Source organism: Niastella sp. OAS944 (genome assembly GCA_024809215.1).
In the GTDB taxonomy this organism is placed as follows: Bacteria; Bacteroidota; Bacteroidia; order Chitinophagales; family Chitinophagaceae; genus Niastella.
The window spans coordinates 1,171,699-1,183,344 of record JANUBW010000001.1; the positions used below are offsets into that span (position 1 = coordinate 1,171,699).

Consider the following 11,646-nt stretch of genomic DNA (forward strand, 5'->3'; position numbering starts at 1 on the left):
TTGTATATTTGGTAAGGGTAGGCTGTTAGCCAATGAAGGGCATATATTTCATATTAATAACCTGGGGCCTGGTAATATCGCTTGCGGCCTGCAAAAAACACTCCGGTAAGGATGATGGCCACGCGTCGAATGTAAATGTATATATTCTCGGAAAAGTTGGTGATTCACTGATGTATTGGAAAAACGGCGAGCCTCACTTTTTATACAAACAGTCGCGGTTTATTTATGGCATTGGTACTCCTTCTATATTCGCTTCGGGAAACAATGTATATGTTATAGGTAATAAGATCAGAAATACAACTACAAACAGTTCATTACCGGTATACTGGCGAAACGATGAAACTGTTGTTCTACCCGATTCAACCGGTGATGCAGTTGTCAATACTCTTTTTGTATCTAACAATGATGTATATGTTGCCGGCACCTGCAGGTTCATAAACGATACCTCGCATGTGCCATACACAACGCCAACGGTCTTATACCCTAAATCGGGTAATGTGGCCACGTTATGGAAGAATGGCCTTCCTCAAACCTTATCCGGCGGTCAGTGCGGTATAGGTTTACTCAACAATGGCAACGCGGTGAACACATATGCCGATTACGTAAGTGCCATGCATGTTACCGGCAACGATGTGTACGTGGCAGGCGGCAGCCATTATATTGAGTATACTGCAATGTACTGGAAGAATGGGGTGCGCAACGATCTGTTAAAAGGGCTGATATATAAAGCCTCAAATGGTAGATTTTGTTATCCCATTACCACTGGCATATTCGCCTCTAACAACGACGTATATGTTTCGGGTTATCAGGTAACCGCTACCGGTTCAACCGCTATTTTCTGGAAAAACGGTGAGGCTACCTTCCTTACTCCCGATTCAATAAGCGGCTCTGAAGCCAGGGGTATTTATGTTACCAAAAACGATATTCATATTGCAGGATACCAAAACATCGACAACTATTCCCATGCCATGTACTGGAAAAACGGGTTACCCACTATACTTGCTTCAGAAAAAAAGAGTTCGGTAGCCAATGCCATTTTTGTATGGGGAAACGATGTTTATATAGCTGGTTATTCATGGACAGTGCCTGATAATTATATTGCAACATGGTGGAAAAACGGTGTGGAGTTTAAACTTACCGATGGGAATACGCCTGCCACTGCCAATAGCATTTACATACAATAAATGGCTATTTTTGCGGCATTAAATCAGGATAATTCAATGAAAGAGCAACTGACCAGTTTGATAGCGAAGCTAAAAGCAAATACCATCACATTTAAAGAGGTGATCGAATTTATAGAAACGTATTACACACATCAACCTACTGCCTTTAAAAATGGGGAGGTATACAATGAAGCCACACAAAACCAGGGCAGCGCTAAAGTATTTTCTTTTGCGCAGTTGAATAACCTGAGCAAGGAAGATACCCTTTACTTATTTGCAGAACATTACCGGGCAGTATTAAATACGCCGGTTGGAACCGATCACCAGAACATCAGACAGTTTATGGCCAATGGCTGGGCAGGTATTGCTTTTGAAGGGCAGGCGTTAACAGCGAAATAACTCAATGATAGAATTATTAGAAGCGGCTACAAACTCGCATTTGTAGCCGCTTTCTTTTGTAACCGTTATCAATAAAAAACAATATATTACGTTGTTGACCAAACCCCTTACATGTGAACATTCCATTATTTGAACAACTACAACAGGAAGGCCTGATATCAGAAGGGTCTCTTCAAAAAGTAAAACAAAAGGCTCGCTCCGGTCTTTTTTCCCTGCATTGGGAACTGAAAACGATCTTATATCTCGGTATTCTATTGCTAACAGGTGGCCTGGGAATACTGATCTATAAAAATATCGATACCATCGGGCACCAGGTTATACTCACAGCAATAGGACTTATTTGCATAGGATGCTTCTTTTATTGTGAACGAAAAAAGCTTCCCTTTGCAAAAACCAGAGTGCCTGCCCCTAATTCCTTTTTCGATTATATTCTCCTATTAGGATGCCTTACGCTAATAACCTTTATCACCTACCTGCAGGTGCAATACACTGTGTTTGGGACAGCATACGGTTTGGCTACATTCATCCCTATGGTTATTTTGTTCTTTTGTGCTTATTATTTCGACCATTTGGGTATTTTAAGTATGGCAATAACCAATCTTGCCGCCTGGGCTGGTATTGCTATAACCCCACTTAATATACTGCATGCAAATAATTTTGCAGAACCTGAGATCATTTTCTCCGGATTACTTTTGGGTGTGGCGCTTGCAGTTATAGCGTGGGGCAGCAAACAGAAAGACATAAAAGCACACTTCGCCTTTACGTATACCAACTTCGGTATGAATATATTGTTCATTGCATGCCTGGCCGGAATGTTTGTCTTTGATGACTTCTATTTGCTTTGGTTGTTGCCCCTGGCAGCCATTGTATTCTATTTCTACAAACAGGCGTTATCAACCGATTCCTTTTATTTTTTGTTGATGCTAACTATATACGGGTATATAGGCATTAGTTATGTAATTACCAGAATATTAATGTTTATAGACAGGGGCTTGGACATGGGGCTTGTATTCCTTTTACTGTTCTATTATATTTTCTCCGCCACCGGGGTAGCTGTATTCCTCATTAGGATGAACAAAAAATTAAAGCATAATGATAGCCTATAACCATACATCTCTCGACAATCTTTTAATACAGGAGGAGGTGAAAACCGCCTTGCAAAATGATCTTATTTCAAAAGAAGAGGTGGCCGGTATTCAAGCTAAATATCCGGTAAACCTATACTCACCCAATTTATTTATAAGAATAGGACTACTTCTGCTTATAGCAGTAATTTCTCTTATGGGTTATGGCCTATTTTGCCTGATGATCCTGAACAGTTCAGATAAAGGGTTTGGAGTAATGACTATTATTTATGGGCTATTGGTCTACGGCGGGTTGGAGTTTATTATTCACGATAAAAAACATTTTCGATCAGGTATTGACGATGGTCTGATGTTATTTAGTCTTGGGTTCATTATAGCCGGTGTTAACTTAATAGCAGACCCTGTTTCATCCAATTTAGGTCAATCGATCCTGGTTTTCATACCCGCGTTTTATTTCCTGCTACGATTCGGGAACGTACTTATGGCAGGTATTGCATTACTTTCTTTCCTTAGCATTGTATTTTTTGGGTTTATGAGGCTGGGTGATGTTGCAAAATACGTGATGCCCTTTTTACTTATGGCACTCTCACTTTTTATATACCTGTCAGTAAGAAAAAGTAAGAAAAGCTACAGGTTAAGACATTATAAGCCCTGCTTTACATTTATTGAAATACTGGCGCTGATCATACTGTACGTTGCCGGCAATTATTTTGTAGTGAGAGAAGTTAGTAACAGCATGTTTGATCTTCAGTTGAAAGAGGGCGAATCTATACCCGGCGGCTGGATATTCTGGGTGATCACTGCTTTACTTCCCCTTGTATATATACTTAAAGGATTACAGAAGCGGGATGTTATTTTACTGCGAACAGGTTTAATACTGGTTGCAGCTATTGTGTTCACCGTTCGCTACTATCATCATGTTGCTCCGCTTGAAATTGCTTTGAGCGTAGGCGGTACTATTATGATCTTGTTGGCGTATTTCATTACCAAATATCTTACACCACCCAAACATGGGTTTACACATGCCGAACCAAACGATCCCAAACTAAAAGGACTGCTTAATCTTGAATCGTTGATAGTAACGGAAACCTTTAACCAGGCAACACCGGTTGAACCTGAAAAAGGTTTTGATTTTGGTGGCGGTAGCGCCGGCGGTGCAGGATCAACCGATCGTTGGTAAACCCGGGGCAGGATTACTTCCTTTCAATGAAGGCGGCGTTGCATAGGTGCCGGGAAGTTTTTTATTGTGCAGCCCAGAAGATCGCATTTCTGAAAAGAGTGAGGTAAGCAGCATTTTCAAAAAGATCGGGTGAGTGCCCCATAAAGATGTAAACATTCTTTGCCTTGCATGCAGGGTTGGTCCAAATAACAGGATGATCGCCCATTGTTTTATTAGAAGCAGGAACATAAGATCGTTCATTTACATTGGCCAGCACATGCACATTAGGGCGTGGGCTTTTATCATAGGTATACCACTCTTCTGTTTTCACTGTAAAAACCGCAGGTACACCTTTTAAAACAGGATGCGTGCTATCTTCCACATGTACATCACCAGCTGCAAATGTAGCTATGTAGTCTTTGAAAAGAACCTGTCCCATAAACTGGTAAAACCAGGGCCAGAGCTTATAACCATCAAATTCTCCCAGCAAACTGGCGTGGTGAAAACCTATCCATCCTCCCCTACCCTCATTTATATATTGTTCAAATGCTTTAACCGCAGCAGGTTTCCAGGCATAAGGCGGATAATCGAGTTGTATGAACAGCTTATACGTTGACAGGTAAGCGCTATCTATTTTATCGGTATTATCAATATAATCGATCGCAAAATTGCTATCGGCCGCCAGCTTATTGAGCCAAACCTTCGCTGCTTTTGAATAGGCTATATGATGGCCACCATTTTCTGCCAGCGCCAGTACCCGGAACCGTAGTTTGGCAGGTTGAAAGGCAAGAAGGATTACAATGACGACAACGGATAGGAATGAACGTTGGTACATAAATGGCAAGGTTATTATCTGTAAAATAATACATCCCGTTCAATTGGTGTACATATAAAAAACTGATATAAAGCAACCTTTTTGAATTATTGTTTAAAAAGTAATAAATTGATACTTGCTGCCCTCCGAATATACCAGCATATGAAATACTTACTTATTCTTTGTCTCTTTGTTCTACACAGAGGTATTGCACAAGTGATTCCCAGGGGAAAAGTTATAACTGAAACATTCCTGGCTGTGTCTATCAAAGGTAATCGCGGTGGCGAAGACAGTATACGCAGGCTTACCATTTACCTGCCCCCGGGTTACGACAATAGTAAAAAACGTTACCCGGTAATATATTTCCTGCATGGCTTTCCCATAGATGATAGTATTTGTATGGCTGAATTTCGTTTACAGGATTTATTTGATTCGGCTATTGCTACGGGCCAAATGAACCCTATGATATTAGTATTGCCAAACAGTTATACACGTTTCATGGGAAGTGTTTATACCAATTCATCATTAACCGGAAAGTGGGCCGATTATATTGCAAAAGATGTTGTTCACTTTATAGATAATAAATTTCGAACAATAGCCGATCGAAGGAGCAGAGGGCTGTCGGGGCATTCAATGGGTGGACATGGGGCACTTAAAATTGGAATGCTGTACAGTGATATATTTAGCGCTGTATATGCATTGAGCCCCGGCGGCTTAAATTGGGGGCCTTATTTTAATATTGGCAGCCCCGGCTTTAAAACCATACAACAAACGAAAAACGAGAAAGAGCTGTTTAACCGTTTCGACAGTTTACCCTGGGCTTATTTTGCAACCAACAAAGATTTTTATGCATTTCTATTTACGGTTTTAGCAAGGGCTTTTACCCCGAATGAAAAGAAACCGCCTTTTTATATCGATTTACCTGTACATTATGTAGGGGACAGCATGGTAGTAAATGTTGATATTCTAAAAAAATGGGAAGCTAACTTCCCTTATAACATGATCGATACACACCTTGCAGCTCTGAAAAGACTAACAGCGCTAAAACTTGATTGGGGCAGAGATGATGAAATTCCTTTTATTTCCACCACCTGCATAGAGCTAAGCAAAAAGTTGGAAGCGTATGGCATCAATCATTTCGCAGAAGAATACTTAGGTACCCACGGTAACAAACTCGGCGGTTTTGAAGGAAGATTATATACTGAAATGCTACCGTTTTTTAATAGATACTTAAAAAACTGAGTGTTTTTTTCGTTCGCCTCAGTTCTACCTGGACAAAAAATTTCCTGGAAGCCGCATGCCTTCTTCACTTACAACCACCTTGAGCATAACCTTTTGAAGCCCTTTGGGAATCAGGTCTATTTCCTGCTGAGTAAGCGGCTGAAGCAGCTCAATGAATTCATCTTCGTCATCGTAATATCCGAACTGCAATATCCATCTGTTATCAGAAAGTAACCGGAGCGCCATCTCCTTGTCTTCCTCATATATATGCACTTTTATTACAGCCCACTGTTCGTCCACCTCCTCTTCAAAGTGAACCTCAACGGAATCTTTGCTTAATACTTCTGTCACGATCTTCTCCACCAGGGAGCCAGGATGCTTTTTTACCAGTTCTTCGTATGTCATATTGTTTGCCTAAGTGGTACAAAGATAATGAGTGCCGGCATTCGCTCAATTAGTTTCTTGGCTGTAACAAAAAAGCCCCTGAAAAATCAGAGGCTTAAATTTCATGTAGTCGGGGGGAATTCTATCGAACCCATTTCCGCCTCTCCTTCAGCTTCATCAATTACTTCGGGGGTTTGTTCTGTTTTGATCACTTCTATATGGAAGATAGGCAGCATTACAACAAACTGTACGAAAGTAAAAGCGCTTGTAATCCACATGGGCGCATTGCTGCTGGTAAAAGGCGATGCTGAGCCAAAGTAATTTTCACCCTTCAGGGCTGACACTGCTAATATTCCAGAATAAAGCAACATGGCCACCCAGCCCGTACCCAGAAGGAAATAATAGCCCCTGACTGAAACGCAATACATTACCAGTATGGCTGAATCAATTAGCCACACTGTCCAGGATGAGTAGAGCACATCTAAGCCTTCCCCTATCAACATACCTATGAAACTCAATAACAGCATTATGAACATGATGGGGCCTTCCTTCTGTTCCTGCTGAGCTTCGTAATAAAAGAAACGGGTCCTGTCTTCCACCTTTGAAATAGTTTGGGCAAACAGAAACACGAAGGGAAACGCCAGCATGCCCACAATAGGGAGGTTGACGATCCAATATAACCAGGAGATCTTTATCTGGTTGCTGCTAAAATATTCTAACAGAAATTTTCGGTAATATAGGGTTACGGCCACCAGAAAAGCCAGTGCGCCAACAATACCCAGGATCATTATGAACACGTAATGGCCATTAAAATGCCCCTCGTATTTCTGAAATAAAAAGACTGCCGGATGGGAGAATAAACCAACTATCAGCAGGTTAATAAGAAAACGCAAGGCGTAGAAAATAATAAGAGCGGCCGGTTTGGTATAGTTGTTAGAAAGATCGATGCGAAATAATTGGTCCCAGCCACTTCTGTTTATGGCAGCCATATAACATGTTGCATAAAGTATATATGTACCACATTGCATAGCCGGGTGAGATACATACGTTAGTACATTCAAAACGCGGTGCGTATTTTCGCCGGTAGGTACGCTGAACAGGTCATCCAGTCGAATAAAGCGAAACAATATATTATAAGGTGAACGGTCGAGGTAAGCACTGCCAAAAAACAGCAGTGATGTAATAACAGCGAATACCCACACAGGCCAAAAGTACCGGAGACCCTGTTTTTTGAAACAGATGAAAGCGAATACCAGCGCTGGTAAAAATTCGGTATTGAAAAACAAGGCATGCAGGTTGGTCAATACCACTGATCCCTCCGGGATATAATACTTATTCAGGAAGAAATCGGTAAAATACATAACCAGGGAAACGCCCAAAGCGATGGTTGCGGGTTTTACTGCTTGAAAAGCCAGCCCTATAGCAGCCCATAAAACTGCATTTTTTATAAGGAAGACCAGGAATTGCAGCCCGTCGAATTGGGTAGCTCCGGCATTAAAGTCGTAATACAGATCGTGGTACATTTGAATGCCCGCAGTTACCAGGGCAGTAAGGAAAATAAGGGGTAATACTTTTAACCAGGAAAAACGAGTTTCGTTCATAGAACAGGATTAAGCCGGAAAAGTACAGCGAATGGCTTACTGATACAAGTAATATTACTGAATTAAGTTCACTTTTTCGATTTTCAGGCTGTTTATGAACATCTGAAAATCTTGTTCTGAAAGGCTGTCGTTAATAAGTTCAAAAAATGTGTTGTACTTAGTAAAGTATATCATTTGTTTTAAAACTTTCTTTTTGTCGCTTTTACCAGTCAATAATACGCTAAGGCCTTTTACATCTGCAATTATGATAGAGTCCTTTGATTGCTGAACACTTTGATGAAGCTGATCCATCGAATATTGAATAAGAGTGTCAATTGGTCTAAGATTACCATCTGCTATGTCGTCCATCCACATGCTACAGTCCATTGTATTCATTGGTCCGTCATCTATAGGTTTAATTTGCTTTCCGATACACTCTGCATTTTCAAAATGTTCTGACACATAGTTTTTGGGATACTTATAACTAACCACGAAACCCATATTTATAGTGTCAATATAAGTTAGCCATTTTGCTTCAATGGCATTATTTGCCTGGGGAGCTACATTTATAGAGACAGTGTCTTCCTGAATCTTTTTATTTTCCTTTTTATAGGGCGTTGAACAGGCTACAAAAAATAAAGTCAAAAATGATATTGTAGGGTAATTCATGAAATTATAGCGGATAAATTGATTTTATACTGTATTACCTTATGGATCTCCGGTTTACAGCTAATCCGATTTTTGTCGGACAATATTAATTAATTGCCTATTGATTGATTCAATTACAATTTGGTTTTATAATAACTGGCCACTTTTTCACGTGACAGGTAGAGCGCCTTATTTACATAATCGATGATCACATACTTGAACTGGGAGAAAAAGCCCAAGCCCAGTAAATTGTCTTTGATTACATCAGAAGAAGTAATGGTGAAGTCGAGATAAGTCTCATCTTTAAAGGTCAGAACGCCATGTTTCAGCATATAATAGTTGGTTTCTACTGCACCGGCAGCAGTGGTAGCGGTGCCTGACGCTTTTTGTACATAACCATCCTTCGCCAGTTTGGAGAACTGTTTGTAAGGCAAAGTAACAGCACCGTTGTATCCAAAGTCAACTTCAAAAACATCAGTCATCTTTTTCTCCATTGTCATCTTTACAGTAATCCGGTCGAAATAGTCGAATTTCACCGGTAATTCATCCGTTTTATCTAACGGCCCGATGGAGTCGATGCTATTGGCAAAAGTGATCATCTTATTCTCAAAGTCAATTTTCCATACCCCTTTCTTCAGGATATTTCTGCCCAGCAGGCCCGAAGCTGTTTTACGAACATAGGGCGTAGAAAGGAATGCTACGTTCCTGACATTGATATCTCCAAACTGGACATTGGGCGCTACTAAAAAATGAGTGGTTATCTTCTGGCCGGTAGGCATTAAACGGTCTTTATCACCTTCACCAGTCTCTTGTACATCCGCTAAGTTGCTTTTGGTGTAGGAATCTACTGAGGTGGGCGCCGCATTATCGAATATTAATTGTACAGGTTTGCGTTCTTTACCCCAATAAGTAGTGACGGTTATCTGGCTGCCTTCCGTAAAAGAAAAGGGAAATACAGTTTTGAACCTGGCGGGCTCTATTAATTCATTGTTTCTTTTGTTGGTTTCCAGGACAGTTTGCTGACCCTGGGAAACAGATCCAAGCGCTATACACGAAACGGCGAGCAGAAAATGCTTTTTCATAGGTACGGAATCTATTTTTGTTTTTAATGACATATCGAATGGTCAACAGGTCCCTGTCTTTCCTTTTTAAGGAATCAACTTTTTAACCTGTTAACCCAACTGCTTTAGCAGGCGCTAAATAAAAGAGAAAATTTTACAATTCAAAATCACTATTGTCCGACAAAATATGCGTTTAAGGCATAAAAAGGGGCAGTTCGTTAGAACCACCCAGATGGCGTACACCAGATCAAGATTATACTTGATCTTATTTTTCTAACCTATAAGTTACAATATTATTACTAAACGTTACTAACACCCTATAAACATTACACAGGCTTGCGGATAAAAATTCAATAAAACCTCCCCTACCATATCTGTGTAGATGTTGGAATAAGCAAAAACTTTACCGGTATTTATCTTTCGTTGCGCGAGGTGTTTTAAGCAGCTTTCAATCAGTGACCCTTTTTAAGTTCAGGTCAAGATTGCCGTTGGTACCCAAAACACCTTTCTCAGAAAATTGCCAGATGTGCCATTTGTTCCAACCTTTGGCTGGTATTGCTTTGCTTTGATCGTCTGTATACCTTGACAGCCATAATTTATACCGGGTGCCCAGTGTATGAGTGGGTGGTAATTTTCTTTCCAGGTATTCTTTTCTGCTATAGATCAATGGATTTGTTGAAGGATTAGCAGGATCTAAGAAAAAACTCAGGAATGTTTCAACCCATATCAGGTATTCTTTGGGTGCCAATGACGAATCAAAACCAGCGGTATCTTCCAGATCAAGCATTAGAGGTAGATCGGCAGCTGGTAGGTCTGTGAGCAGGATTTTAACTTCTGCGGCTTCGGCGGTAGCATCAAGCTCAATGGTGTTGTCATTCTTTTTATCGGGTCTTCCAAAATGATAATACCCTATTTGCAGGCCATTTTCTTTGGCAGCAAGCGCATTCGCTTTCGCCTTTTCATCGGGGGTACCTACGCCTTCAGAGATCTTTATATACACGAACTGTACATTAGCTTTTTTTATTGCAGTCCAATCGGTAATGTCATTATGATGCGAGATATCAATGCCCCTGATAAAATTCGCCTGGCCGCCAGGAACATTCCGAAGATCATCAAAGTGGTCGGGTTGTGTTGCGGTGAGTGCAGGAGGTGAAACAGGCAGTGTTGTACGAAGACGGGTTACTACATCAATATTTTTTTTCATGGCGTGTAAGCTAATAATTTTTATTAGAACGATCGACATAGGTTCGATTTCCCCCCAGCTATAAACAAAAAAGCCCCTGAAAATTCAGAGGCTTCAATTTCGTGGAGTCCGCCGGCAGATTGTCGAACCAATTAAAGGAATTTCTTAAGCGTATGAATATTGAAAAGCATTTGATAGATAAAATTTCTACAATACCAATCGTTTCATGAGATTTACTTTCTTTCGGTGATATAAAAGACAGTATCAATAAAGAAGAGTACATCATTTCTGGCTATCACATTTTCATCATGCATATCTTCTAATATCAATCCAAACTCCGTATTAAAGTAGTCCTGGCGCTTGGTGTGTGCAAATCCATTAAAAATTAAATGATCTTTGATGTCGGCCAGGTCAGCTTGTTCCCCTTCAATGAAACGTTGGAGAACTACAGCTCGAAGTTCTTCTTCTTTTCCCACAGTAAAACCGACAAGTTCATAAGCAGTATTTGGAAACAACAGATTATATATTACCAGGCTGTTAAAGTATTCAAGCCAAGTGGCATAGTACACCGCATCATTATTTTAAATAACATGCAATTGATCTGGGGCCAGATAAATTTTAGACTATCCTCCCTCCGTCAGATATTGAGAACCTGCTGGCAAGGATTGCATCCAAAGTCCTTTATCTTCAGCGCAAGCTTTTATGAAGCGAGCCTGTTCTTCTTTGACAATTGAGCGACTTTCGAATTCCTTTTTAATAGTTGGATTTGAGCCAAAGCTTTGGCAAATGAGATTTCTGATTGCTGTGCAATGATCTTCTTGCCCTTCAAGGACATCTCCTCTAACGATATTTTGAAGTTTTTGACGGATTTCATCTGAGATCATTTAGGCAATAATAAGAAAAATCGGCTAAAACAAACAAAACAGCATTTAATCGATTAAAAATCAAA

Annotated in this window: 13 protein-coding genes; 5 read left to right on the forward strand and 8 right to left on the reverse strand. The window is 40.3% G+C overall.

From position 1 onward, the window contains the following. The first annotated feature begins 32 nt into the window (after positions 1 to 32). The 4 genes from GGD38_RS04415 (at position 33) to GGD38_RS04430 (ending at position 3,827) form a co-directional block, all read left to right on the forward strand. Positions 33 to 1,184 carry a hypothetical protein gene (locus GGD38_RS04415; protein WP_375299231.1) on the forward strand — a complete coding sequence of 384 codons (1,152 nt, stop codon included), beginning with the start codon at positions 33 to 35 and terminating at the stop codon, positions 1,182 to 1,184. Positions 1,185 to 1,220: 36 nt separating this feature from the next. Further along, positions 1,221 to 1,562 (forward strand): HopJ type III effector protein, encoded by a 342-nt coding sequence (locus GGD38_RS04420; protein ID WP_375299230.1) that lies wholly within the window; start codon positions 1,221 to 1,223, stop codon positions 1,560 to 1,562. A gap of 113 nt (positions 1,563 to 1,675) precedes the next feature. Then, complete coding sequence (locus GGD38_RS04425) at positions 1,676 to 2,668, forward strand: DUF2157 domain-containing protein (RefSeq protein ID WP_375299229.1); 993 nt, start codon at positions 1,676 to 1,678, stop codon at positions 2,666 to 2,668. Further along, positions 2,655 to 3,827 carry a hypothetical protein gene (locus GGD38_RS04430; protein ID WP_375299228.1) on the forward strand — a complete coding sequence of 391 codons (1,173 nt, stop codon included), beginning with the start codon at positions 2,655 to 2,657 and terminating at the stop codon, positions 3,825 to 3,827. The genes GGD38_RS04425 and GGD38_RS04430 overlap by 14 nt, the downstream gene beginning before the upstream one ends. A gap of 61 nt (positions 3,828 to 3,888) precedes the next feature. On the opposite strand, the gene GGD38_RS04435 is transcribed toward GGD38_RS04430, so the two are convergent. Then, the gene (locus tag GGD38_RS04435) at positions 3,889 to 4,641 is read right to left on the reverse strand and encodes a ThuA domain-containing protein (protein WP_375299227.1); all 753 of its coding nucleotides are present in this window, start codon (positions 4,639 to 4,641) and stop codon (positions 3,889 to 3,891) included. 141 nt (positions 4,642 to 4,782) lie between these two features. Here GGD38_RS04435 and GGD38_RS04440 point away from each other — a divergent pair, with 141 nt between their 5' ends. Then, positions 4,783 to 5,862: an alpha/beta hydrolase gene (locus GGD38_RS04440; RefSeq protein WP_375299226.1), complete on the forward strand. Its 1,080-nt coding sequence runs from the start codon at positions 4,783 to 4,785 to the stop codon at positions 5,860 to 5,862. A 24-nt stretch (positions 5,863 to 5,886) separates the two neighbouring features. On the opposite strand, the gene GGD38_RS04445 is transcribed toward GGD38_RS04440, so the two are convergent. The 7 genes from GGD38_RS04445 to GGD38_RS04475 all read right to left on the reverse strand — a co-directional run bounded on the left by GGD38_RS04445 (position 5,887) and on the right by GGD38_RS04475 (position 11,581). Further along, positions 5,887 to 6,246, reverse strand: a complete 360-nt coding sequence (locus GGD38_RS04445; protein ID WP_375299225.1) for a hypothetical protein — start codon at positions 6,244 to 6,246, stop codon at positions 5,887 to 5,889. A 101-nt stretch (positions 6,247 to 6,347) separates the two neighbouring features. Beyond that, positions 6,348 to 7,826: a hypothetical protein gene (locus GGD38_RS04450; RefSeq protein WP_375299224.1), complete on the reverse strand. Its 1,479-nt coding sequence runs from the start codon at positions 7,824 to 7,826 to the stop codon at positions 6,348 to 6,350. 54 nt (positions 7,827 to 7,880) lie between these two features. Then, positions 7,881 to 8,474, reverse strand: a complete 594-nt coding sequence (locus GGD38_RS04455) for a hypothetical protein (protein WP_375299223.1) — start codon at positions 8,472 to 8,474, stop codon at positions 7,881 to 7,883. Between the two features lie 113 nt (positions 8,475 to 8,587). Next, entirely contained in the window at positions 8,588 to 9,535 is a 948-nt protein-coding gene (locus tag GGD38_RS04460; protein WP_375299222.1) for a hypothetical protein, read from the reverse strand. Between the two features lie 427 nt (positions 9,536 to 9,962). Beyond that, on the reverse strand, positions 9,963 to 10,718 hold the full coding sequence (locus GGD38_RS04465) for a glycoside hydrolase family 25 protein (protein ID WP_375299221.1): 756 nt from the start codon (positions 10,716 to 10,718) through the stop codon (positions 9,963 to 9,965). A gap of 212 nt (positions 10,719 to 10,930) precedes the next feature. Further along, positions 10,931 to 11,266 (reverse strand): hypothetical protein, encoded by a 336-nt coding sequence (locus tag GGD38_RS04470; RefSeq protein WP_375299220.1) that lies wholly within the window; start codon positions 11,264 to 11,266, stop codon positions 10,931 to 10,933. Between the two features lie 54 nt (positions 11,267 to 11,320). Continuing rightward, positions 11,321 to 11,581, reverse strand: a complete 261-nt coding sequence (locus GGD38_RS04475; protein ID WP_375299219.1) for a hypothetical protein — start codon at positions 11,579 to 11,581, stop codon at positions 11,321 to 11,323. Between the last annotated feature and the right edge of the window lie 65 nt (positions 11,582 to 11,646).

Coding starts and splice junctions, on each gene's coding strand:
- GGD38_RS04415 (WP_375299231.1), top strand. CDS start 33: ATGAAGGGCATATATTTCATATTAATAACCTGGGGCCTGGTAATATCG.
- GGD38_RS04420 (WP_375299230.1), top strand. CDS start 1,221: ATGAAAGAGCAACTGACCAGTTTGATAGCGAAGCTAAAAGCAAATACC.
- GGD38_RS04430 (WP_375299228.1), top strand. CDS start 2,655: ATGATAGCCTATAACCATACATCTCTCGACAATCTTTTAATACAGGAG.
- GGD38_RS04435 (WP_375299227.1), bottom strand. CDS start 4,641: ATGTACCAACGTTCATTCCTATCCGTTGTCGTCATTGTAATCCTTCTT.
- GGD38_RS04440 (WP_375299226.1), top strand. CDS start 4,783: ATGAAATACTTACTTATTCTTTGTCTCTTTGTTCTACACAGAGGTATT.
- GGD38_RS04445 (WP_375299225.1), bottom strand. CDS start 6,246: ATGACATACGAAGAACTGGTAAAAAAGCATCCTGGCTCCCTGGTGGAG.
- GGD38_RS04450 (WP_375299224.1), bottom strand. CDS start 7,826: ATGAACGAAACTCGTTTTTCCTGGTTAAAAGTATTACCCCTTATTTTC.
- GGD38_RS04455 (WP_375299223.1), bottom strand. CDS start 8,474: ATGAATTACCCTACAATATCATTTTTGACTTTATTTTTTGTAGCCTGT.
- GGD38_RS04460 (WP_375299222.1), bottom strand. CDS start 9,535: ATGAAAAAGCATTTTCTGCTCGCCGTTTCGTGTATAGCGCTTGGATCT.
- GGD38_RS04465 (WP_375299221.1), bottom strand. CDS start 10,718: ATGAAAAAAAATATTGATGTAGTAACCCGTCTTCGTACAACACTGCCT.
- GGD38_RS04475 (WP_375299219.1), bottom strand. CDS start 11,581: ATGATCTCAGATGAAATCCGTCAAAAACTTCAAAATATCGTTAGAGGA.